We start from the raw sequence: 24,471 nt of genomic DNA on the forward strand, positions 1-24,471 counted from the left end.
AACATCAAAAAATAGAGCCATTCTCAACGGTTCAAGTTCTGTGATTATACTGTAGGCTAAAATAGTTATTTCTAAACTCCGAACTCCCCTTCCCTCATTGTCCATTACCAATCAGGATAAAGGCAGACCAAAAATAAGGGTGATTCAGAGATTGATTTTTAATTAAACTGATTTGCGCTTGCTGTAACGCTTCAGATTTCGTAAATTTACCTGATTTTATGTTATTATAAAAGTCAGCCATTAAAATTTGTGTTCCTTGATCATCTACTGTCCACAGAGATGCCATAGTCGTTGCGGCGCCCGCAAGCTGCATTTGATAGCCTAAGCCTAAGATTTCTTCACCATTACCGAGATTACCACCGACTCCGGTTTGACACGCGCTTAAAACGACTAAATCAACGGCTGTGAGGTTGAGGGTTTCGATATCTTTGAGGGTTAAGCGATCGCCATTTCCGAATAAAATAAAGGAATCATCGGGATTACCAGGCATAAAGGAGGCATGGGTGGCAAAATGAATGATATTATGATCATTTAATTGTGGTAGCGTTGTTTGTGGGTTAAAATTTTTGTCTAGCAAGGTCATCGTATCGGGAATCGTTGCGGCAATTGTTGTTACTTCCTGACCTGCGTAGGGAAGCCCGTTAAAGGATAATTGTCTTTGTCCGACTTGGACGTTATATTGCCCCTGGGTAAAAGCACCTGCTAAAATATGGGGTTTTTCAGGATTTTTGGCGGTAAAATCGCTTAAAGATGCCGAGGTAACGTTATTAATTGTATAATTTTCAATTAGCCACTGTTTACCGTCATAGAGTGCAGCTAGAGGAATATAACGCAGTTGACCATCGGGGGCGTAAATAATATGTTGTACTTTGGCTATTTGTAGGTCTTGGGCAATGGGTTGAATTAGTAATTGATAGAGATTATAAGCAGAAGGCTGGATTTGAGAATTGGGAAGGAAACGATCCGTGATTTTAGTTCTAAAGTCGAGAATAGCACGATTGAGGTTAGTTTTGTCAATAGCAACGGTGCGATGAATTGGTGGAGAGTAGGGGGTGACTAAAACTAATTCTAAGCGATCTTCAAGGATTAAGGGATATAAAATAACTGTAGATTGTGGTAATTGTCCTAATTGTCGTTGTAAGCGGTTCAGATTGGGTAAATCTAGGTTTTGACCGCCAGTAGTTTGTGAGAGTTGTTGGGTAAGTTGGATGACTTCAGGACTATTAATAAAATCATTAAAATCTTGTCTAATTTGTTGCTGTTGCTGTTCTAGTTGAGCAATGCGCTCATTTTGAGATGATTTTCTGGCTTCTGGTTTGATTTGACGTAAAGCCACTAATTCTTGTCCTAATGCGATCGCGTTTTGTTCAATTTTACCATAATTATCTAACAATTTTTGTTCTTGGGGTAATAATTCGACACCCTGGACTGTTTCCTGATTTCCCCTAACATTATGTAAATAATCGTCTAATTCTTGAATTTTGAGTAAATCTAGGACTTGTTGTGCTTCTAAAACCCGATCTTCTTGTAATAATAAGTCAGCGAGATGACGATAGGTGTCAGCAACGGTAGCGGTATAGGATTGCTTTTGTGAGAAAGGTAATCCAGCCAAGTCTTGACGAATGGCTTCGGTGACATTAACTGCTTGTTTATAGAAGGTAATAGCCAGAGGTATTTGCTTTTTTTGTTGAAAAATTTCACCAATATTAGCTAAAACACTGCTTTCTCCAGGACGATTGCCATTTTCTCGAAAGATAGCTAAAGCTTGTTGATAACTATTTAATGCTTGGTCTTGTTGCCCTAAATTCTGGTAAACTTTGCCTAAATTATTCAGTGTCACCCCCTCTCCCGTAATATCTCCTATTTGCTCTCGAATGCTTAATGCTTGCTTATAATAATCTAATGCTTGGTTATAGTCAGATTTTGTTTGATAAATTGAACCGATATCGTTTAAAGTATGTGCTTCTCCAGCTTGATCTCCTATTTGTTGACGAATTGCTAAGGATTGCTGATATACTGTTAATGCTGCTTCCGATTTCTTGAGTAAATTATAAACTAAACCGATATTATTTAAGGTTTGTCCTTCCCCAGCTTGATCTCCTATTTGCCTTCTGATAGTTAACGCTTGCTGAAAATAGGTTAATGCTTGCTCATATTCACCTAAAATATGATAAACTCCGCCAATACTGTTCAAAGAATAACCTTGACCTGCGATTTCACCAATTTCTTTTCTAACAGCTAAGGCTTGCTGAAAATAATCTAAAGCTTGTCCATATTTACCTTGAGTGTAATAAACACTAGCGATACTACTGAGGATGTACGCTTCCCCTGGATAATCCCCTATATCCTTGCTTAAAGTTAAAGATTGCTGAAAATAATCTAAAGCAGTTTGATATTGTCCTAAATTACGATAAACTGCGCCCATATTACCTAGTGTAATTCCTTCACCAATGCGATCGCCAATTTCCCTAGTAATGGCTAAGGCTTGCTGATAATATTGTAATGCTTTGGGATAATCGCCCTTACTATCATAAACACTAGCAATATTATTAATCGTCCTGCCTTCTTCGCTCTTATTGCTAATCTGACGCTCAATGACTAAAGCTTGCTTATAGTAATCTAAAGCCTGGGGATATAACCCCTGATTGGCATAAACTACACCCATACTATTAAGGATACGCGATTCAACGTAGCGATCGCCCATTCTACGACTAATGGTTAAACCTTGATTATCATAAGCCAAAGATTTATCATATTCACCTAAAAGATCATAAACAATACCAATATTATTGAAAATTCTCGCTTGTACTGAAATATCATTAATTTCTTGACTAATATCCAACGCTTGTTCATGGAAACTCAAGGCTTCTTGATAATTACCTTGTCTGCGTTTAACAACACCGATATGATCAAGAGTCAAGGATTCTAACTGGCGATCTCTTACTTCTCTACTAATAGTTAAACCCTGTTGATACCATTTTAACGCTTCAGGGTATTGACTTAAATTATAATAATTTACGCCAATTTCGCTGGAAATTCTCCCTAGTAAGGAAGTTTTCTTATTCCCAGAGATAGATTTAACGATATCTAAAGCTTGGTTTAGCAACTTCACAGCTTGATGATATTCACTTACAAAACGATGAACAGTGCCAAGATTATACAAAATCTCAGCTTGTTTAAGTTGATTATTTAACTTTTGACTTAAAACAAGTGCTTGTTGATAGGTTACTAAAGCTTCCTGATATTGACTTTGTTGAAATTGCCGTTGTCCTTGTTGTAACAGTTGCTCTAAGTGATCACTTTCATTTTGAGTAATATTAGATTGGGCTAACACTGGCGAATTATTGCTACTGACAATCTGATTTAAGTTAACCCCAATTGTCACAGCCAATAAAAGATAACTTATTTTTTTAAAGTAAAATGCTTCTATATTCATCTTGTTCCTCCTCCTTGTTCTCGTCCAGGCTCAAAAATATCACCAAAAATAGAGTTATTATCATTTTTATTTTCTGGATTATTTTCTTGCTGTTCAATAACAGAAATAGTATCTAATATTGGTTTATCAGCAAGTTCGCCTAATCCAACTGATTGCAGAAGTTCACCCCATTGTTGCCTATATTTAGGTTCATCAGGATATTTTTGACGTAATTGTGCTAAACTTGATAAAGCATCATACCAAATACCTGCATCTGCATAAATAGTCGGTATTTTATCTTCCCTAGCAGTTGCCAACTTTTGTCGTAAATCAGGACTAATTTCAACTCTTTGTATCCATCCCCTGATTAACACTTCTTCAGAAGGATCTACATCATCAAAAACAATAATTATTTGCCAAGTATAACGCTGATTGATTAATAAAGATTTAGCTTTATTAAAGGTAAAGCCAATAATACCACCTTTAGTTGGAGTTAATTCAGTTTTTTCAATATAATGATCTTCTGGATCAATTAGTTCTACATCTAATCTCTGTATTGCCCGATTAAATTGAGGTATATAAGCAAAAATTGTAGGATGTTCAGCAATTGTGAAACCAACATTATTTTCCGGTACAATCGCAGTAGCAAGAATATTACCAATAGGAATCAGAGAACCGCGAGTCCCTCCACCTTGTCGTCTTGGCGGTTCACCAATATCAGGCAAAGAAAACGAATCAGGTTGTTTAAATTCTAGAGGTTGTTTTTGAGATTCACTATCCTGAGCTAGAGCAGGTAATTGCCAGCAATAATTAAGATTAATCAATATTACCAGATATAGCAGTCCTAAATCATTATCAAGAGCATGATATAATGATAAGCTGTTATGCATTTAAACTGTGATTATAGCATTACCTTTGTTTTTAAGTTTACGTCCCCATTTAATAGATAACTGTCCCTCATTTAAAAGCTGATGCAATAAACACTCTAGCTCATCAACTGATTTAAAGAGTCGATTAGCAATATATTCTTTAGCTGAATGCCAGACCAATTCAATTAAATTATAATCTGGACTATATTCTGGAAGAAATTCTAAATAGATATTAGGCATTTCTGCTTTAATTTTTTCTAGGTATTCTTCTTTTTTGTGAAAACTTGCATTATCAAGAATAATGACAATCTTTGCTCCTTTTTCTACAAATTCTTCTGCTTGATTTCCCGCTAATACCCACTCATGAATTAGCTCTTGATAAAAACTTTTTAACACTTGATAAAAATTATTTGCATTCCCTTTATCCAGAAATTCTACAAATCTTTTTTTGTCCGAGTACCTCAATCCTCCCATAACATTAACTTTTCCTTTCCTTCTGTCTCCTCTAATCTTTCTTCTCTTTCCTTTTTCACACCAGTTCTTTCTTTTTATTACTCTTAAATTAAATCCACTTTCATCCCAAAACCATACCTGTAATTGTTCTGGACTTTCTTTTGTTATTTTTAAATATTCTTCTATTTTATTTTTAAATAATTTCCTTTTTTCTGGATCTCTTTTCTCTTCCAAGCTATACTTTGCCCACAAGTAAACATACTTTTTTTTCTTTAATATCCTTCTCACTTGTGAACCACTTAATTTTATTTCTGTGATTTGTTCTAAATAAGTTGCCAATCTTTCTCCTGTCCATCTCCCAAATTCATATCCTAATTCTTCCGGTTCTTTTTCTACAGTTTCTAATAATATCTCTATATATTTATCTGTGGCTTTTCTATTATTTCCTTTCATTCTTTCATCTTTCAGGCTTTCTAACTTGTCCGGATCTCCATGTACACACCAATAACATACTTTATTTATTGAACATCCCAAAAAATTGGCAATTTCACTTTGTTTTTTACCATCATTTAGCAATAGTAGAATCAAGATTCTTTCTCTGATTTGTCCATTTTCTTCCTCTTTCAATCTTTTCTGTAGTTTCTCTACTTGCTTTTCATTTAAGTGATTTTTAGCAGGCATCTTTTTATTGATTTTTCTAAACTTAGTTTTTCATTATACCCTATTTAGATGCTGAACAGCTTATACACTACTTGATTATGACAATAAAAATTATGAATGACTTACAACAGGCAGAAAAAGAGCGGAACAAAGAAATAGCTGAATTAGAAATTTTAATTGAGAGTAATCTTTCGGCAAGAGAACTAAAACGAGCAATAGCTGTCAGGATGGCACTCACCGGTAAAATTTACCGTGAAATCAGCCAAATTTTAGGTGTAAGCGAATTTTTTGTTGGGCATTGGAAAAAAGTTTTTAAAGTCAAAGGAATCGCTGGATTAAAACTAGGATATAAAGGCTCAAAAGGGTATTTAAGTATTCAAGAAAAAACAGAAGTAATTGAGTGGTTAAAGAATAAAAAGTATTGGGATTTAGATGAATTAGTTACTTATGTGGATCAAGAATTTGGGGTAATATATAAATCGAAACAAAGCTACTATAAACTTTTTGACCAGGCAAATATTAGTTGGAAGAAGTCTCAAAAGGTGAATCCAAAATTTAACGAAGAGCAAGTAAAAAAAAAGAGAGAAGAAATTAATGAGATGTTATCAAAACAAAAGGCTGGCATAGAATCGGGGGAAGTAATAGTATTTTTTTTAGATGAATGTCATCTACTTCATGGAGATGTTAATGGCTACGTTTGGGGTCAATCAAATCTAAGAATTGAAGTTCCAATTACCAATGAAAAAGAGCGACAAACTTATTTTGGAGCACTGAATTATCAAAGCAAAAGATTCCATGTTAAAAGTTACCCATCTGGGGATGGAAAATCAACAATTGAATTTATAAAATACTTACAAAACCAATATAAAAACAAGAGAATTATCTTAATTTGGGATGGAGCGAGCTATCATAGATTTGGAGAATTTAGAGAATTTTTATCAGAAATAAATGGTGATAAAGAACCTGATGATTTTTTAATTACTTGTATTTTATTTGCTCCTAATGCTCCGCAACAAAATCCGGTTGAAGATATTTGGTTACAAGCGAAAAACTTTTTGAGGAAGTATTGGTATTTATGCAGGTCGTTTAAGATTATCAAATTTTTGTTCGAGTTTTTTACTAAGGAACATAAATTTGATTTTCCCAAAATTCATCAGTATACTTATATATAGAAAATCATTTAGGATTGCTATAGCTAGTTACTCTAATTAATTTATTCATAATATCTGGTTTTTTCTTGATTACAATAATAGTTAAAAATAGGTTTCTAAAATGTATTTGGTTTCCACTCCATTTTGAATCACAAAAAAGTATTCTTGATCTCTACTGAAATCAACACTTTCTTCAGGGAATCGAATTTGATAATCTACTTGACTCATTTTGTACTCCAGATTACGAGGTTAAAATACATGGTTGACATTGTAGCAGTTATTCTATGCAACGATTAAAGAATCTGATAGGGCGTGATAGCTTCTCTTAAACCTAAATTCAACCAACTCGAAATCGAAACCTAAGTAGGTAGGCGTAATTAAACCTAACTATGTAGATAGGGTAAACCCTTGCTGTAAATAGCTTTCAGCCAGACTGGGATGGTGGGATATTCTCGCCCACCTACTTATTATCAGAACTCCTGTAGTCTGACTAAAATTGTGGATAGGTAAGATAATTGGGGTTATAATATTTTTATTCGCAATTCACGAATAAAGAATATAACTGAGTAAATGCTCATGAAATATGCTCAAAAACCTCAAGATATGGTAATTTTGTTAAAGGTTCACTGTTTAGGTTCGGAGTGGACTTATGATGATTTGGCAAAAAGTTTGAATGCCAGTTCTTCGGTGGTACATGATGCTTTAAGGCGTTGTCAGCAGTGCCATTTATATAACAGCAAAAAAAGGAAGGTTTTAAAAGGGGCTGTGGAGGAGTTTTTGATTCATGGTTTAAAATACGTTTTTCCGGCTTATCCTGGGGCGTTGGTGCGGGGTGTACCCACAGCCCATTCTGCTGAACCGTTGAAGGGGTTATTAATGATTGATGATCTAAATCCATTAGTATGGCCTTCAGCAACAGGAAAGGTAAAGGGTCAGGAAATTACGCCTTTGTATGGGTCTGTACCGGAGGTGGTAGGGGCGGATTCTTTATTTTATGAGTTATTGTGTTTGGTGGATAGTTTACGGGTGGGTAAGGTGCGAGAACAGGAATTAGCCGCAGTAGAGTTAAAAAAGAGGCTGTATGACTCATCCTCAGATTAGGAATTTGGAAAGGGTGGCGACGGTTTTGGCGGCTGTACCAGAGCGTTTTGTGTTTACGGGGGGCGCTACGATTTGTCTTTATGTGGATGAGATTTTACAGGATGAATTGCGTCCTACTTTAGATGTAGATTGTGTGGTAGAAATATTTTCGAGGTCTGAGTATTATACTTTAATGGAACGCTTGCGAGAAGTTGGTTTAGAGGAATGTACAGAACCAAATGCTCCGTTATGTCGGTGGCAATAAGCTGTTATGCATTTAAACTGTGATTATAGCATTACCTTTGTTTTTAAGTTTACGTCCCCATTTAATAGATAACTGTCCCTCATTTAAAAGCTGATGCAATAAACACTCTAGCTCATCAACTGATTTAAAGAGTCGATTAGCAATATATTCTTTAGCTGAATGCCAGACCAATTCAATTAAATTATAATCTGGACTATATTCTGGAAGAAATTCTAAATAGATATTAGGCATTTCTGCTTTAATTTTTTCTAGGTATTCTTCTTTTTTGTGAAAACTTGCATTATCAAGAATAATGACAATCTTTGCTCCTTTTTCTACAAATTCTTCTGCTTGATTTCCCGCTAATACCCACTCATGAATTAGCTCTTGATAAAAACTTTTTAACACTTGATAAAAATTATTTGCATTCCCTTTATCCAGAAATTCTACAAATCTTTTTTTGTCCGAGTACCTCAATCCTCCCATAACATTAACTTTTCCTTTCCTTCTGTCTCCTCTAATCTTTCTTCTCTTTCCTTTTTCACACCAGTTCTTTCTTTTTATTACTCTTAAATTAAATCCACTTTCATCCCAAAACCATACCTGTAATTGTTCTGGACTTTCTTTTGTTATTTTTAAATATTCTTCTATTTTATTTTTAAATAATTTCCTTTTTTCTGGATCTCTTTTCTCTTCCAAGCTATACTTTGCCCACAAGTAAACATACTTTTTTTTCTTTAATATCCTTCTCACTTGTGAACCACTTAATTTTATTTCTGTGATTTGTTCTAAATAAGTTGCCAATCTTTCTCCTGTCCATCTCCCAAATTCATATCCTAATTCTTCCGGTTCTTTTTCTACAGTTTCTAATAATATCTCTATATATTTATCTGTGGCTTTTCTATTATTTCCTTTCATTCTTTCATCTTTCAGGCTTTCTAACTTGTCCGGATCTCCATGTACACACCAATAACATACTTTATTTATTGAACATCCCAAAAAATTGGCAATTTCACTTTGTTTTTTACCATCATTTAGCAATAGTAGAATCAAGATTCTTTCTCTGATTTGTCCATTTTCTTCCTCTTTCAATCTTTTCTGTAGTTTCTCTACTTGCTTTTCATTTAAGTGATTTTTAGCAGGCATCTTTTTATTGATTTTTCTAAACTTAGTTTTTCATTATACCCTATTTAGATGCTGAACAGCTTATCAGGATTTAATCATAGATATTATGCCTTGTGAACCTGGGGTTTTAGGGTTTAGTAATCGTTGGTATGGTGAGGGGATTAAGAATGCGATCGCCTATAATTTACCCAGTGGGCAAGTCATTGATATTTTTTCTCCGGTTTATTTATTGGCCAGTAAAGTCGAGGCTTTTTTAGGGCGGGGTAAGGATTTACGCTTGTCTAAGGATGTGGAAGATATTGTAATTTTGTTAGATGGTTGTGAGGTTTTGGAGGCGGAGTTTAATCGGACTAGGGGAGAGGTTAAGGATTTTCTAGGGTCTTGGTTTCGGGAAAATAGGGAGAATTTACAGGAAGCGGTGTTAAGTTTTTTACCCACTTCTAGTGTAGACCGGGAAGATTTGGTGATTGATTTAATTGAACGTTTTGGTCAGGTTATTTAAGGATACAATGTCTTTTTTACTACAGGGCGAAAATAGAAGGTTCGTGTCATCAGGTAGTGAATCAACTCATTATGTTCCAACGTTTTGATTAGAACAACTGTTCTGCACAGCCACCCCCGGCAAGCATTCTTAGATATTTAGTTTAATTTCTTGGATATATTTGGTTATTTTGTTGACTGACAGAAGAAGAATATCAAGAAAATCTGAAGAATTACGTCAATCGCACCAAACGGGATTAAAGTCTTCTGTAAGTGTTGTAATTTAAGTATCAGGATAGATTGAAGTTTGGGCTGATGAGAATTAGGGGAGAACTTAGGTTTGCCCAATGTCCTCAGAAACCCTAATCCGACTAAAAGTTCAACAATTCTGGAGCCAGAACCGGGAGTTATGGATTGTTACATTGCTGTTACATTTGCCCCAGTTCAGGGATTTATCGAAAAATCTCGAAAACTGCGAGACCTTTATGGTGCATCATTAATCCTTTCCTATCTAACTTATAGATTAGTGAAAGAAGCTGAAAAAAGCTGTCAAGTTTTGTCGCCCGGTTTGATTAATATTCCAAAAGGAATGCCTAATCGAATCTTGTTAAGAGGAGAGTTTAGTGAACAACAAGCTAGGGATGCACTACTAACAGCATGGAAACAGATTTTGAAACAATGCCGAAGTTGGGTTGAAAATCACTTACCTCAATATACTTATGATTGGGAAGAACAATGGCAACATTGGGGAAATTATAGCTGGGAAATTTTTCGAGGTGAAGGTAAAAGACCAAAAACTGCGATGGAAGATTTGGAGGAACAAAAACTGTCTCGGAACTGGATTGCTTTAAACTGGGTTGGTGAAAGCTCTAGTTTAACAGGAACCGATGCGATCGCTCACCCTGGATTAGGTTGTAAAATCCTAGACCCTAGAAAAGCATTATCTGCTCCTGAACGCCAAGCTATAAAACAATTCTATACAGATTTATCCTTAGCTTTGGAAACTCATCCAGAAACCCAAGAAGAAGAAGATTTAGAAGAAGAAATCTCGCTGACTGCTGAAGTTTCAGACCCAGAAGTACAACCCGAAGGCAAATTTCTGTCTGATTCAGAGCGCCTAAGTATTCCTGAATTAGTAAAGCGATTAGTCACTCGCAGTGATATTAGCCAATCGTTAGAAATGCCATTTTTAGGAAGAAGTTTTAAGGATATTGTTCGCCGTCCTGAAGATAGCAACCCAAATTCAGATGGACAGTGGACAGGTTGGTTTATGGGAGATGGGGATAAGGTTGGAGATAGACTTAAAGAAATTGCTGAGGAAGAAGGTGATCAAGGACTTCAAGAATTTAGTAAAGCAATGCGGAAATGGGGAAAAAACTTTACAAGAGAGTTTGCTAAAAAGAAATTGGGGCGAATTGTTTATGCAGGAGGAGATGATTTTTTAGGTGTTATTTATAGCCGTAACCCAAAACAACCAATTCCTCGTCAAACTGTTCTTGATTGGTTAATGGAACTTCCTCAAGAATGGGCTAAACATGAACAAGCAATTACGCTTAGTTTAGGGTTTGTTTGGGCGGCTTCTGGTGTTCCCCAACGGGATATTTTACAACATTGTCGCGAAGCTCAAGAACGCTCTAAAAATTTAGGACGCGATCGCGTTACTATCCGAATCGTTTTTAATAGTGGCCAATATGTGCAATGGACTTGTCCTTGGCACTATTTAAGAATTTTACAACAATATCAAGATCGAGAAAAAGGGCAAAATTGGAGCCATGTTTATCAGGATTTCGCTTATCTCCGATCTCGCCATGTTATTGATTTAAGTTTAACTGAAGAGCAAGAAGATTTAATTGATGAAAGAATTGCCCTGGCTTTAGTTAAAATCTATTTTCAGAGCGAAGATGAATATTTATCTTTGGAACGAGAGAAAATAGTTGGTAAAGATTCATCCTTAGAACTGATCTTCTGGATTAATAACTTAATTGAGGTGGGATGGCAACTGTGTTCCTAAATCAAATAGTTTTATAGATAGATAATTAATTAAACTTTTGCGTTCAGGTACTTAGGATGACTCAAGAAAAAAAATGCCCTCGATTTCAATATCTGATTACAGTTACGCCTTTAGGATTAATGTATGGAAGCGCAGGCGGTTTTCTTTCTCCTGAAAATTTAGTGGGACTTTCTCGTTCTAAATTTCCTCCCGAAGCTGCTACTTTATCAGGGCTTATCTTTAGTTCTAGCCGAGAAAAAAATCAAACCAAAAGTGCATTAAAAAAAACAGAGATTCAAAAACAACTTCGGGATAATTTGTATGTAGCTGGGCCGTTTTGGGCGAAAATAGATGCTCCTGAATTTTTTTATGTCCCGATTCCTTGGACAAAAATTATTTCTGATGACGGTTGTGATGAATGGTTTATTAAAGACCAGAAATGGCATCGACAAAACCCTGATCTTGAACCCGAATATCAATGGCAAACAATTAATAGTTGGAATCATCCCCCTGATCTGATTTTAGAAAATGAAAATGCAGCTAAACCGCCTTGGAAATTTATTCCCATGCTGCACCCAGATTTAGAAACAAATCAACGTCACGTTAAAGATGAAGATGGTTTGTTTCTCGAATATGCCGTTCAAATGCCAGATGACACTTGCATTGTTTATCTATCCACTGAATTTTTAGAATCAGGATGGTATCGTTTTGGAGGAGAAAACCATGTTGTAGAAATTAACTCTATTGAAATACCAGAAAATGATGAATTTTTTCAGCCTTTTCGAGATTCAATTCAAAAAGCATTTGCTTTAATCACTCCGGCGGTTTGGGGATCTACTCGTTTTTCCTACCGTTATCCGCAATCAAATTTTCCAATTTCTAAAATGCTTACCGATAAACCTATTCCCTATCGTTATCGAACTGGAGATGGAAAAGGAACAGGTCAGGGACGGTTAGGGAGAGGACGCTATGCTGTGCCTCCAGGGAGTGTTTATGTCTTAGATAAACCTCTCAATCAAACTTGGCGGGACTGGGACGAAAGTTGGTTTCCCCAAGAAGGTTATAGTCTTCGCCGTGTTGGGTGCGGTTTAAGTTTACCATTAAAAATTCAAGGAGTAACGGATGTATAACAAAGCTCTTGGCATTATTAAAACTTTAGCTCCTCTCCATGTGGGTGCAACCGCAGGGGAAGAAAGCGGAAATCTGAATCTAATTTTTCGAGATCAATTTACGCAAACGGGGATTATTCCAGGGAGTTCAATTCGGGGTCGCTTACGCAGTGAAATGAGAGCTAATTCTAACGTTAACGAAAATTACTGGTATGGCAATAAAGCAGATTCTGAACTATCAGATAAAACCAGTGAATCTTTTGTTAAAATAGAATATGCTTCGATTGTCTGGCTTCCGGTATTTTGCCCAGGACAACCGATGGTTTGGGTTAGTAGTCCTCGTCTGTTAAAACGCTATCAACGGATAGCAGGTGAGTTCATTAAAACTGAAGATGGAACGCTGCTAAAAGATTTGGATATTCCCCAGGAATATACGCGATCGCAAACCTTAAAACCGCTATCTATTAATCAGGAAGAAAAATTATTTTTTAACTTTGGTTTTTTAACCATTAAAGACTCAAAAGATTTATCACCTTGGTTTCCCTTTGGAGACGAATTACCCGCCGTTGTTGTCTCCGATAACGAAATTGGGATGATTCATGATATGGCTCTGTATCGCCAAACTCGCGTATCCTTAGAAGAACAAGAAAAGCGGGCTAAAAAAGGTCAATTTTTTAATACTGAAGCTTTGCCAGAAGATACAGTTTTAGCCTTTCCCATTGCTTTAAGAAATGATCCAAACGGAGGAAAATGGCAACCTTTTAATGGAGAAAATAGTGCGGAAATTTATCTCGGAGGTTTAGAATCTATTGGTTTTGGTCATTGTTTAGTTAATATTCACGGATTAGATTATCCAACTGATAATCAAACCAATGACGTTAATCAATAGAGATGAAAATTTTTTTGTTTACCTGAATTTAGGAGCATAGACGATGGCATTTACCTCTTTAAAAGTTGACCAAGTAGCCCATGATTTAGTTCTCAAATGTTGTCACGAATATCCTAAAGGGATTAAAGAATCTTATAAGATGCGAATGACAGTTGCTTATGGCTTAGAACGATTTTGGGGAGAACAATTTCGTTTGAAAGGAGATAAAGCTCGATACTGGCTAGAAACTTGGACAAAGTTAGTTGAAATTATGGGTGATGCTGGAATTGAAATTCCTAATGATGATGTGAGTAGTGGCGAACCAGCCGCTATTCGAGATCTGGCGCAACGACTTTGGACATTTCCCCAGGAACAACGCAAAGTTGCATTAGCTATATTAATCCAACTTTGTGACAGTTTGGTGTGGTGGACACAACGTTATAAAAACTTAATTCCAGAGGAGCAAAACGATGATGATAACTAGAGAATGCGATTACGTTCCTTTAATGTTTCAAGCTCAGATTGAGGGACGATGCCAAATTCAGTTTATTAAAGATGAACCTCGCCAACAAGCAGAAGACTGGGTGGATGAATGGTTAAAAGGAACCGTCAAAAAAACTCCTCAGTTTGGTGCTGATGTCGAAACAAAACCCTATAAAATTCCTTGGCGTTGGGTGTCTAATAGTGGACAGGATGAAGACATTATTCGACCTGTGATTGCCGCTAAAGGTTATCCCTATTATCCTGGTTCTAGTATGAAAGGAACCTTCCGACGAGCTTGTACCCCTGAAGAAGCACAACATTATTGTGGGGGAAAAGAAGGGAAAAAAACTCGTCCAGGGATTCTTCGGTTTCATGGGGGATATCCTAAGAATGAAACTTGGAAAAAAACACCCCTGGTTGATTTAATCCATCCTCAAGAAGATTGGCAAATCAAAAATTCTAATTCCCATCGTGCATTAATTCAGATTTCGATGCTAGGAACTACATTAGTCTTTGGGATTTCTAGTTCTAAAAAACTCTCTGATGAGGAATGGGAAAAAATTTGGCTAATTTGGCATCGTGCTATAGAAAAAGGCATTGGTTTACGAACCAGTGCAGGTTATGGACAACCTCAACATCATGGTAAATCTCCGCTATTAAGAGTTAAACTGAAGGGTCAAGGTTTAGCATCTCGTTTAATTTATAAATCTGGTGATTTTGCTGACCAAGGAGAATTTAGACCCAATCTATTCAAAGCGGCTTTACGAGGTCATACTCAGCGTTTGTTTGCAGGCGTTACGGACGAGGCAACCACGCAAGCTTTAACTCAAGAATTGTGGGGAGGAATTGCAGATCAGAAGAAATCCATTGGATCAGATCAGAAAAAATCCATTGTGGGTTTACTTGGAACTGCTTTTTCTTATCAATTTGATAAGCTAATTTTAGATCAATATCCTTACAAGGATTCAAAGTTACCACTTTTTGAACTAACAGCAGGAAACCTTGATTTATTAGGGATGCGTTCTTTACCTGATGAAGAAACTACTCGGGAGTTAAAAAAATTAATCACTCAATTGATTAAGTTTTCTATGCTTTTAGGCGGGTTTGGTAAATCTTGGCGACGAGTTGATCATCGGTTAGTATTCCCTAAATATGTTAACAATTGTGCTAATAATATTCATGTTAATCCTATGATTGGATGCCATTGGGAATTTTCGGAAGGTTCAGAAAAATATTATGTTTCCGTGGGTGAACTGACAGATATTACAATATTTTTAGAGAAACTCAGAACTAACCTGCAAACATGGGTACGCTCTAAGAAAAAGCAAGTGAGTAATCCTAATACCTTTGTTTCTTGGCGAGAAACATGGCATCCTGATAATGTACAGGTTTGGGGACGAATCGCTAATAATAAGTTTGATAGTAAAGCGGTAGGGTGGTTTCATAGCAATTATTCAGGAGTTCAAAGGATTAAAAAGACTTTGCTAACGGGACAGTTAAATCAAATTGGGAGAATCTGGCATCGAATGTATCCTCGCTATATTAAAGTTAGTGAGAACACCTTGCAGCCAACAAGAGAATATATTGAACTATTAACGATTTTCCCCAATATTCCTGATGAGGATGAACGTCAAAAAGAGGGTGAACGTCAAAAAGCAAAAGATTTTCTAACGTTCCTAGACACAAAAACTTCCTTTAGTTTACTTTATCCAGGGTAACTGGGTAGAATGGGATAGAAGCTTTACTGTCAATCGCACGAAATACATTAATGCTTCTATCCCTAATTGTTAAAATAAAGTCAGAAACCGAGTTTCTAGCAATAGTCTTTCGATTGAAACTCAAACTTTTGTCTAAAAACCGGATTTCTGGGGTGTAATTTGTGTTAAAAAGTTTTAATAATGGGAGATTTATATGAAAAATACTTGGATTCTGACAACTGGTAGCAGCGATATTCAATTGAATACTGAGAAGCGATGGGATCACTTTTATACAAATGCTAAAAGTGAACTCAGTAATTTTCAAGTAAAACCTCAAGAAGTAGATAAGCCTTCTACTGTTGAAAATAAAAGCCAAAAACAATATGCTGTTCCTTCTAGGGTTTTAGCTAAAGTATATGGTAAAGATTTAAAACAGCATTATGATAAATTAATTTTTCCTTTATTAGATGGCTTTACTAAAAAATTACAAGATGATGAGATTAAAATTAATCGGGTGATTATAATTTTAACAGATCAAGATAAAATTTTTCCACCCAACAGTCAGAAGCGAAGTAAGAGATCCCCTTATTGGCAAGATACTTGTGAAAATCAAAGCTTTTATGAGGAGTATTTTAAACGTAATGATTGGTTTCAAGATACGGAATTAAGTTTTCTGACCCTTAAACCTGAACTTAAACCTGAACAACACCAAAAAGGATCAGATGACGAGGAAGGATTAGATAACTGGAATAGTGTACTTGGTTTAGTTGAAACTCTAATTCAAACAAATATTAGTGTAGAATCCGATGAAATAATTTATTTAAGTCACCAAGCGGGAACTCCTGCTATTTCTTCAGCCTTACAATTTATAAGTTTGAGCAAATTTAATCAGCAAGTTAAGTTTTTAGTTAGCAATGAATATAAACCTAATGCGGTGGATATTATTGATAGCTCTAACTATTTACGAAAACTGCAAATTGAAAAAGCTAAAAAGTTAATTCACGATGGTTTACCAGGTACGGCGTTAGTTTTATTAGAAGGGTTAATTCCTAATGAGTCCGATTCTATTAAGAAATTAAAAGAATTTGTGGACATTTTTAATATTAAAGCAACGGTTGGTAATAAAGAAGATGAATTTAAACCTAAAAACGCAATTGAACGAGTGCGCCGTGCTTTAGATTTAATTGACATATTCTTTAAGCAAGAAAACTATTTACAGGGGATTACTTTATTAATGGCAGCACAAGAAACATTTTTAAAGGCTGCTATTATTCACTTAGTTAGTCAAATACCTGACAAAACAGGTAATATTAGTTTTGTTGAGCTATTGACTTGGGATGAGACAGGCTTATATTTTAAATCTAAGACAAGTTTGCTAAATTTGCCTGGTTTTAACTTAAATCAAAATGCAAATTTAGATTTAGCATTACATCTTTCTTTCCCTAAACCTATAAGAGACAGAGACATTGATACTAATGATAAAGATTTCACTAATTTTTTTGGAAGCTATTTATATCAGTCTGATAGAAACTGGCATAATGATTTTACTTTAAATTATATTTGCCATCAGCAAAAACGCAAGAACGACTTTCAGTATAACTTAATGAATTTTCGATTATTTCTGTGGCTGCAACGTTTGGCTAAAGAAACACTAAATCTTGAAAATTGGGAGTGGAAGTTATTAGAATGGTCTTGTGAATATAGCAGAACCCATGATTTAGATTTAAGAAACCAATATGTTCATAATTTGAGAGGTGGAGAAAAAAAAGATATTCTTCGTTATCTTATTGATCCAAACAACCAAACTAATATTGACGAAAACCAAAATGTTCAAAAGGTTTATAATCTGAATGTTAAAAAACCATTTATTAAAGCTTTGCATTCTCTGGGATTATTAAATGATAACTCTGATGTTAATTTAATTGAACAAAATCTTCAAGACTTAGCTGATCGCTTATAAAACGCCAAACTTAAAATTTATCAATAAAAAATCCCTGAACTCAAGCTAAGTCAGGGATTTTTTATTAGGTTTTTATTGATTTGCCACCCCAATAAAAGGGCAACGATTTTCCTAATCTGGTTTGTGCTGTCATTACCTGGTTTCCATTAATTCGTCATCCCAATCAAGGGGCGACTACTGATGAACAAAACCAGTACAATATCCAAAATGTTCGTATGTTTCCATTAATTCGTCACCCCAATAAAAGGGCGACACCCAAGCAAACCGAAAGTGGTTTATCGAGGAATTTGGCAACTGCCTATACCTGTTTCCATTAATTCGTCACCCCAATAAAAGGGCGACTTGAGGCTTTTGTCCCTATTTTTATTGATGCCTTTGAGTTTCCATTAATTCGCCACCCCAATAAAAGGGCGACTAAAGAGGTGTCCCTAATGATAAATACGAAGAATCTTAGTTTCCATTAATTCGCCACCCCAATAAAAGGGCGACAAAATTTTACTGACCCCATTATCAATCCTCCAAAACCTGAGCCAGTTTCCATTAATTCGCCACCCCAATAAAAGGGCGACCCCTCCATTTTAAACCCTATATGTCACCGAATGTCCAGACCCAGTTTGCGAGGCTCAGGAAATCTGACCACTCCAACCCCATGATCACACCCTTTAAAAACCCGTCAAACCCTTTCCCCATCGACTATCGAGCCTCCTAACGATACCATCAACATTGTAGCCATTTTACCGCAGCCTCGCAAACCTATCCATCAACGCCTAAAAAATACAATTGCAATTAATATCCCCACTAAAAAAAGGATGATAAAATCCAACACTTCTGACTTTTCTTTCTTTTCTAAATCCCGTTTAATTCCACACTTGAGACAAACATATTGATCCAATTGATGAGGATTTTGAACAAAAGGACAATAGTAACCATTTTTCACACATTCTTCCGACATTCAAACTTCCTCCCACAATCAAATTCAGGTGATTAATAAGGTTCGTGAATTTAACCCTTTCCTCTCCCGTCACCAAAGGTTTTAGATATTCCATAATTGGTACAGCCATGTTTGCATTCGGGGAAGTCCTCCAACGTTAAGGTAAAGTCGCGTATAATTCTATTGTTATTATGTCTGAGGGTGAGAAAACAGCAAGGGGGTTTTCATACTATTAACGTTTTGAGACGGGAAAATTTACAAGAAAAAAGGTAAAAATGATAAAACAGGTAATGGAAAACAGGATTTACAGAATTTATAGGATAGACTCTTAAACTTATGTTTTTTAAACGATGTTAACCACATTCTGATCGGGGGTTCCCAGTAGCGGTAAATCAACCTTTGCTCAACATTTAGCCCAGTTAGATCAACGCTATTGTATCGTTTCTACCGATGATGTTCGTCGAGATTTGTTTGGAGATGAAAGTATCCAGGGAGACTGGAAGCAGATTGAAAATTGAAGTGCTAAACCAGATTAAAAATGCGATCGCTTCAGGAAAACTAATTATATATGACGCTACCAATGTTAAACGAGCTTGGCGACTGAATTTTTTACAGAAAATAGCCATTACTTTAGAAAAAACATTCAACTTGGATGGGTTGGCATTTAACAACTCCCATAGAAACCTGCAAACAGTGGAACCAAAAACCGTCCCCGTCAAGTTCCTAATGCTATCATTGATCAATTTACTCAATTTCTGACTATTTTTCCGGCCCGATATTACAGAAGGATTTATTGGTATTCAACAAATTAATATTGCCGAATTATCCTTAACCTTATCCGAAATTCAGGAGATTTTAACAGGGTTCTCTCGTTCTTATCAAACTCGCCAAAGTCGAACCGCTAACTATACCCTCCATCCCTATTCTCGATTAGTAGATTTTGAACGATTAATTTTTTTAATTTCCCTAATTATCCAATATCCAGGGTTGGGTGAACTGCACGAAACCGCACCCCATAAACTACAAGAAATTTTTTGATAGAGTTCCTCCCTTTAATACAGAAATCGAAGAAATTTGTGGGGTGATAGCTTATCTCAATGGAGAAGTGTATAGCCACCCAGACGCAATTCAGAAAGATTTATTATTCCTAGAACAGAATGGGATTTTTTGGGAATCTCAGACTCAAAAGCTAACTTACAATTAGAATTATTATCAGAAGGAGAAGTTGCTCAATTGAAAACTCAAAACACAGCTTGGCATCGCTATTCTGATTTAGAACCATTTGAACGGTTAATGAAAGTAATTCGCTATATTGCTCATCATCCTTTTCAAACCCATACAAAACTTGAAACAGATTCAAACTCAAAACGAAAAACTCAAAAAGATTTAATCGAAAACCTGCAAACTGAAGCAAATCTGATCGGTCATTCCTTAGATAGTTTACAGCGAGATATAGAAAAAGTTTTAAAACCCTATGGAATTTTACCCCAGTTTAGTTTAAAACGGGGTATTTATGGGAAACAGGTATTTTTTCTGAGCTTGAATTAAAAAAACTCTATGGATTATTACAGTCTCAAAAGTTCCATTTCGATGATCCGGTTGCAGTGGAAATGATACAATTGTTTCAAAACCGAATTGAGTCCAGTCGTTTACTGGAGTTAGAAACCGTTTATCCTACTAGAGTTATTGGAAATCGAGGAATAGTTAACCCCAATACTTTACCCCCATCCGCCTTATTAAGAAACTTAGAACAGCTAGAAACAGCAATTGTAGAGGGGCAGTTATTAGAATTTCAATTTTTTAGAGATAGTGGACGGTTTCCAGGTCAAAACCTAGAAGGTTTTACCGCTTACCCGTTGCAAGTTGTGTTTCATAATATTGCTTGGTATTTAGGTTATGAAATCCAAGATAAACATCGTCAAGGACTTATCAGCTTTGAACGTTTAGATCGTTTATCCCTCGCTAAAATTAAAGATAAATCTCGTTCTTTTGAAGAACAGCAAGCCGCTTTAGAAAAACTAACAGATCTTTATAAAGCTAGTGTGGGAATTTACTTAGGAAAAAGTGTAGAAGAACAGCAGAATTTTTTGAGTGCAGATTTAAAGGAACGGAAATCAATCGAAATTCAAGTAGAACTGTGGATGACGGATCAAATCTTTAAGTTTATTAGTGAAGGAAATCAACGCTTTCACCGCAGTCAAATGAAAATGTCTCGTCGTCCTTATAAAATAGCAACAGAAACAGATAAAACTCTATTTTCTCTAAAACCCAGTTCCGACCCAAAATTTCCTAATCGGTTTCGGGTGACTTTACCCTGTTGGTCATTGGATGATATTGATTTAAAACGTTGGATTTTAGGATTTGGTAGACAGGTGAAAGTTGTTAACCCTGAGAAATTAATTATATTAATTCAAGAAGAAGCAACAGCGATCGCAGAAAATTACGAAAATCATTAAAAATCAAAAATGTTTATTTTCCCCTCCCCTTGACAAATTGGAAACCGCCTCTTATATTACAGAGGTAGGTATCAAGCCTAACCGCACAACCCAAATCCCAAACGCCACTTTTTTTCGGCAGGGATAAGCCGAAACCCTTCTAAAAAAGGGGACACACTACAAAAGGGGTTGCGGAAGATGAAATATCAACATAGTGATGCTGTTGCGATTGCTCAAGTTCAAAACAGCCTGTTCGCTCAATATCCAGAACTGCAACAACTGCTCAATACTGGAACTGGTTTCGACTGTCAGATTCAAGTTCTGAATCGTTCTGTGTCCGTGATTGTCCCAACCACCGTTGATGCTAACGTCCCGGCGGATACTTCCTTCCATGTTGAACAAACAAAACAGTTCATGGCGGAATTGTTCGGGGGGACAAGTGTGTCTGAACAAGAAGGATTTTACAAGAGTTCCCAGTGGGGAATGATTCGAGAAAAAAGTGTGGTTGTGCGTTCCTACACCACCACAGCAACGTTAGAGCAACATTTCCCCTTGTTGCTTTGCTTCGTGCGTTACCTGCAAATTCAATTGCGACAAGAAACCATGGGAGTTGAAATGGATGACAAATTCCTAATGATTCAGTTTACTTAAACTGAATTAAAGGATAGGTTAGTTGAGATCTAGGTTGCAGAATCAGATTTCAATTAACCTAATTTCGATAAAATTAAGGGTTGACAAATGCTCTAAATCTGCTAAGATAATCTCAGTTCAATCAAAACTAAATATCTGGTCATACCTCAAGGTTTTAGGCAATTTTTTTTCCTGAATCGAAGTTCAACTTAGAACTCGGTTTGGGGCTTAAAAAACTAAAGGGTAGCCAGTATGAACTTCCAAAAACCTGCTTCTCAATCGGTTAACAATTCAGTAAACACCTCTAAAAAGGTTCAAGATTTACTCCTTTACATTGAGCAAAGCCCTGAATGTGCTCAATTAGTTGAAGAAGCGAAAAAACCTGCTAAAAACACCCAAAATCAACAACAAAAACAAGGGCTGATCGAGAAGTTGTTGGGATTAGTAATTGCTAATTCTCAAGACTTTCATGGTCGTGCCATCGTCTCAGAAAATTTAGCAAAAGATAGCCAATATACAGCCGCTTTAGTGTCCATCAGCAGCTTGCTCAATGCGACTAGCAACTTTCCCCTGCTCTACTTTGCCTTTAAAGATTTGGGAATCCTTGCAGTTCCGATGACGGCACTGGCTAATGCTCTGATTCTCAAATATACCAACGATTCAGCCGTGGCGACATCTGCCCGTAAACCTCACGGCCGCTCTTGGTCAAATTGGGCGATCGCAGCCATGCTCAGTCTCAACGCCCTCCAATCTATCGTGGCTGGAGTCGGAACAGAATTGCTACTCAATTCATCCGGTTTAAGCCAACTTAAAGCCCAGGAATTAATCAAAGAACAAATTAACCGTGTAGAAACCCTCAAACAAATTGATAGCCCTCAATATAAAGATGCTTTAGCACGATGCGAAAGTGGAGAAAAAGAGTTAAGTCAACTGGATAAAAGTCACCCCCGATGGCAGTCGCTTTTCGTGCAATTGTATGGCACATGGGAACAGCGCGATCGCAACTGGGAAAACGTCCCCTTGGAACAATTGCCCTTGTGCCCTCAAGTCGAACGGTTACGCGAAGACGCTTACCAAGCTTATGAAACCGCTAAAGAACAACTGCAACAGTCTCTAGGAGTCCGTGCCACGATGGGTAATGACTTAGCCTTTCTGCAACAAAAAATGCCTCTGGTTTATACCCAAAACTTCATCCCATCCGGTGAACTGTCCTCTGGACTCGAAGCATCTCGGTTAGCAATTCTCAGTTTCATCGCTAAATTGACCCAGGGAGACTGGTCAGGATTAGGATTTCCTCTGTTCTTCCTGCTGCTATCGCTGATCACCAGTGGTTTCGCCTGTGTGATGACCATTGCCCTAAGCTATCGCCCAGATACCCAAAAATCCTTCAGTGAAGCCGTTCAACTCGAGCGAGATATCTGGTTAGAAACCCAGCGTCGAGAACTGATGGCTCAACAATACAACGATCTGAATGATTGATTAAATCTCTCCCCGACGTCAATTCCCTCACCCACTCAGCAACCCTTGGAGATTCAACCATGAACGGACTACACTCAACTTCCCTCAATGGTATCGCTCACATTCCTAACTCCACACCATCCTCACTCATTCCTCTACCAACAAATCAAGGGGAGGAAAAGTTAGCTTACCAGATGCGGTTATTAAGTCTATGGATCAGTAAAGTGAAGCAGACCGGACGAATTGACTACCCTGAGTTAGTTCAACACCTTGATCAAGTCCATGAAGTAGAAAATGCACCGGATGGGGCGGTGTTGATGCCGCAGCAGTGCGATGGTCTGGTGCAAAACCTGAAACGGGCACAAAGCGATATTCGGGAAGCTGCTGAAGCGATTCAGTTTCACCTTAATGAATTGGCAGGTGCTTTAAAAAATGGTACTTTAAGCAATACACAAGAACAAGAGTTGCGATCGCTGATTCGAGAAAAAACCCAACAGTTTCTACAAGGCGTGGAATACCTGCTCGATGTTACTCAACATCATGTCTATCAACCTTCCCAACCCTGGAAAAAGTGGATGCGCCGCACAGAAGACACTGAAGCCGAAACAGTCCGTAAATGGATGAATGACCTCAACTACATTCGTCAGTACATCGCACAGCAGGCTCAAGTTGGGGTTTTAGCTGGAAACTGTCAAGCGGGGAATTCCAAAACTCCTGACTTCCGGCGACTCCACAAATACTTGGAAACTGCACCCGGTTTAGGAGATTTGTTGGGTAACTTTGTACAACGGGAGTTAAACCATAAAGTTGCGGGGGGTGGTAAGTTTGCAATTCCTAAAGGGTACTAAGTAGCTGATTAAAAGTTAAGTTAACTGTGGAGATTAGGCAATGGGCAATAGGCAATAGGCAATAGGCAATAGGCAGACGTAAAGATTAAATAGGAGAAAATTATGACTCAATCTATGGATAATCTAAAAAATGGTGAACGGCTTTCTACAGAAAAGTTTAAAGCTGAATATGCCGAAGGACGGCGAGATTTTAGCTATACAAATTTGACTGGAATTAATTTGCAGGGGATGAATTTATGCGAGATTGACTTACGCTATGCAGTTCTATACAAAGCTAATTTGCAAGGTGCAAATTTAAGCCAAGCCGACTTGGAACGCGCGAATCTCAGCTATGCTAACCTCAGTGATGCTAATCTGAGTTGGGCAAATTTGAGTGGCACAAATCTGGCCCATACAAAGTTATGGCATACTAACCTCAGTTGGGCTGATTTGGATGCAGCTAATCCTGAACACGCTCAATTAAAGTTAACAACAATTACAGCAGTACGTCTTCCTTGGGGTGTCTACATTATCAGTCATAAAAAAGCGAAAAAGGAATTTAACGAGAATTAAAACATAAAAACTCTCCCCATTTTGGGGAGGGTT

Annotated in this window: 23 protein-coding genes and 1 pseudogene; 18 read left to right on the forward strand and 6 right to left on the reverse strand. The window is 36.8% G+C overall.

What is annotated here, in order from left to right:
* Positions 1–94 precede the first annotated feature (94 nt).
* From NMG86_RS25275 to NMG86_RS25285, 3 genes are read right to left on the reverse strand one after another with little or no spacing between them, the layout of a single operon-like run.
* On the reverse strand, positions 95–3,436 hold the full coding sequence (locus NMG86_RS25275; protein WP_026798299.1) for a CHAT domain-containing protein: 3,342 nt from the start codon (positions 3,434–3,436) through the stop codon (positions 95–97).
* Complete coding sequence (locus NMG86_RS25280) at positions 3,433–4,305, reverse strand: DUF928 domain-containing protein (RefSeq protein ID WP_499103744.1); 873 nt, start codon at positions 4,303–4,305, stop codon at positions 3,433–3,435. The genes NMG86_RS25275 and NMG86_RS25280 overlap by 4 nt, the downstream gene beginning before the upstream one ends.
* Positions 4,306–5,418: an IS630 family transposase gene (locus tag NMG86_RS25285; RefSeq protein ID WP_026797113.1), complete on the reverse strand. Its 1,113-nt coding sequence runs from the start codon at positions 5,416–5,418 to the stop codon at positions 4,306–4,308.
* Between the two features lie 92 nt (positions 5,419–5,510).
* Between NMG86_RS25285 and NMG86_RS25290 the strand changes: the two genes are divergently transcribed.
* Positions 5,511–6,569, forward strand: a complete 1,059-nt coding sequence (locus NMG86_RS25290) for an IS630 family transposase (RefSeq protein WP_042152127.1) — start codon at positions 5,511–5,513, stop codon at positions 6,567–6,569.
* Between the two features lie 81 nt (positions 6,570–6,650).
* Here the strand turns inward: NMG86_RS25290 and NMG86_RS25295 are convergent, their stop codons facing one another.
* Entirely contained in the window at positions 6,651–6,776 is a 126-nt protein-coding gene (locus NMG86_RS25295; protein WP_264477187.1) for a hypothetical protein, read from the reverse strand.
* Between the two features lie 348 nt (positions 6,777–7,124).
* On the opposite strand from NMG86_RS25295, the gene NMG86_RS25300 reads away from it, so the two are divergent.
* Both NMG86_RS25300 and NMG86_RS25305 read left to right on the forward strand, forming a co-directional pair.
* The gene (locus tag NMG86_RS25300) at positions 7,125–7,649 is read left to right on the forward strand and encodes a hypothetical protein (RefSeq protein WP_043939569.1); all 525 of its coding nucleotides are present in this window, start codon (positions 7,125–7,127) and stop codon (positions 7,647–7,649) included.
* A complete protein-coding gene (locus NMG86_RS25305) occupies positions 7,630–7,893 on the forward strand; it encodes a hypothetical protein (RefSeq protein ID WP_026798297.1) in 264 nt (87 codons plus the stop codon). The genes NMG86_RS25300 and NMG86_RS25305 overlap by 20 nt, the downstream gene beginning before the upstream one ends.
* Before the next feature lie 12 nt (positions 7,894–7,905).
* Here NMG86_RS25305 and NMG86_RS25310 read toward each other — a convergent pair whose 3' ends face one another.
* Positions 7,906–9,018: an IS630 family transposase gene (locus NMG86_RS25310; RefSeq protein WP_026797113.1), complete on the reverse strand. Its 1,113-nt coding sequence runs from the start codon at positions 9,016–9,018 to the stop codon at positions 7,906–7,908.
* 85 nt (positions 9,019–9,103) lie between these two features.
* Here NMG86_RS25310 and NMG86_RS25315 point away from each other — a divergent pair, with 85 nt between their 5' ends.
* The 7 genes from NMG86_RS25315 to NMG86_RS25345 all read left to right on the forward strand — a co-directional run bounded on the left by NMG86_RS25315 (position 9,104) and on the right by NMG86_RS25345 (position 17,584).
* Positions 9,104–9,499, forward strand: a complete 396-nt coding sequence (locus NMG86_RS25315; RefSeq protein WP_052338781.1) for a hypothetical protein — start codon at positions 9,104–9,106, stop codon at positions 9,497–9,499.
* A gap of 387 nt (positions 9,500–9,886) precedes the next feature.
* Positions 9,887–11,488, forward strand: a complete 1,602-nt coding sequence (locus NMG86_RS25320; RefSeq protein ID WP_026798295.1) for a Cas10/Cmr2 second palm domain-containing protein — start codon at positions 9,887–9,889, stop codon at positions 11,486–11,488.
* Between the two features lie 56 nt (positions 11,489–11,544).
* Positions 11,545–12,597, forward strand: a complete 1,053-nt coding sequence (locus tag NMG86_RS25325) for a hypothetical protein (RefSeq protein ID WP_026798294.1) — start codon at positions 11,545–11,547, stop codon at positions 12,595–12,597.
* Positions 12,590–13,465 carry an RAMP superfamily CRISPR-associated protein gene (locus NMG86_RS25330; RefSeq protein ID WP_043939568.1) on the forward strand — a complete coding sequence of 292 codons (876 nt, stop codon included), beginning with the start codon at positions 12,590–12,592 and terminating at the stop codon, positions 13,463–13,465. The genes NMG86_RS25325 and NMG86_RS25330 overlap by 8 nt, the downstream gene beginning before the upstream one ends.
* Before the next feature lie 43 nt (positions 13,466–13,508).
* Complete coding sequence (locus tag NMG86_RS25335; RefSeq protein ID WP_026798293.1) at positions 13,509–13,928, forward strand: hypothetical protein; 420 nt, start codon at positions 13,509–13,511, stop codon at positions 13,926–13,928.
* Positions 13,915–15,645: a hypothetical protein gene (locus NMG86_RS25340; protein WP_026798292.1), complete on the forward strand. Its 1,731-nt coding sequence runs from the start codon at positions 13,915–13,917 to the stop codon at positions 15,643–15,645. Before NMG86_RS25335 ends, NMG86_RS25340 begins: the two co-directional genes overlap by 14 nt.
* 193 nt (positions 15,646–15,838) lie before the next feature.
* The gene (locus tag NMG86_RS25345) at positions 15,839–17,584 is read left to right on the forward strand and encodes a hypothetical protein (RefSeq protein WP_052338780.1); all 1,746 of its coding nucleotides are present in this window, start codon (positions 15,839–15,841) and stop codon (positions 17,582–17,584) included.
* 760 nt (positions 17,585–18,344) lie between these two features.
* Here the strand turns inward: NMG86_RS25345 and NMG86_RS25350 are convergent.
* Complete coding sequence (locus NMG86_RS25350) at positions 18,345–18,536, reverse strand: hypothetical protein (protein ID WP_026798290.1); 192 nt, start codon at positions 18,534–18,536, stop codon at positions 18,345–18,347.
* A gap of 362 nt (positions 18,537–18,898) precedes the next feature.
* Between NMG86_RS25350 and NMG86_RS25355 the strand changes: the two are divergent.
* The 8 genes and pseudogenes from NMG86_RS25355 to NMG86_RS25390 all read left to right on the forward strand — a co-directional run.
* Positions 18,899–19,033, forward strand: a pseudogene (locus NMG86_RS25355) (AAA family ATPase); the annotation flags it as partial.
* Position 19,034: 1 nt separating this feature from the next.
* A complete protein-coding gene (locus tag NMG86_RS25360; RefSeq protein WP_499103745.1) occupies positions 19,035–19,274 on the forward strand; it encodes a hypothetical protein in 240 nt (79 codons plus the stop codon).
* Positions 19,275–19,682: 408 nt separating this feature from the next.
* A complete protein-coding gene (locus NMG86_RS25365; RefSeq protein WP_499103746.1) occupies positions 19,683–20,063 on the forward strand; it encodes a hypothetical protein in 381 nt (126 codons plus the stop codon).
* 62 nt (positions 20,064–20,125) lie between these two features.
* Positions 20,126–20,971 carry a helix-turn-helix transcriptional regulator gene (locus tag NMG86_RS25370; protein WP_499103747.1) on the forward strand — a complete coding sequence of 282 codons (846 nt, stop codon included), beginning with the start codon at positions 20,126–20,128 and terminating at the stop codon, positions 20,969–20,971.
* A gap of 177 nt (positions 20,972–21,148) precedes the next feature.
* The gene (locus NMG86_RS25375; protein WP_026798288.1) at positions 21,149–21,601 is read left to right on the forward strand and encodes a hypothetical protein; all 453 of its coding nucleotides are present in this window, start codon (positions 21,149–21,151) and stop codon (positions 21,599–21,601) included.
* A gap of 231 nt (positions 21,602–21,832) precedes the next feature.
* Entirely contained in the window at positions 21,833–23,059 is a 1,227-nt protein-coding gene (locus NMG86_RS25380) for a hypothetical protein (protein ID WP_026798287.1), read from the forward strand.
* A 59-nt stretch (positions 23,060–23,118) separates the two neighbouring features.
* Positions 23,119–23,886, forward strand: a complete 768-nt coding sequence (locus NMG86_RS25385; protein WP_144018192.1) for a hypothetical protein — start codon at positions 23,119–23,121, stop codon at positions 23,884–23,886.
* Positions 23,887–23,988: 102 nt separating this feature from the next.
* Positions 23,989–24,438 carry a pentapeptide repeat-containing protein gene (locus NMG86_RS25390; RefSeq protein ID WP_026798286.1) on the forward strand — a complete coding sequence of 150 codons (450 nt, stop codon included), beginning with the start codon at positions 23,989–23,991 and terminating at the stop codon, positions 24,436–24,438.
* The last annotated feature ends 33 nt before the right edge of the window (positions 24,439–24,471 follow it).

The sequence above is a fragment of the Planktothrix rubescens CCAP 1459/22 genome (genome assembly GCA_904830895.1).
GTDB classification, from domain to species: domain Bacteria; phylum Cyanobacteriota; class Cyanobacteriia; order Cyanobacteriales; family Microcoleaceae; genus Planktothrix; species Planktothrix agardhii.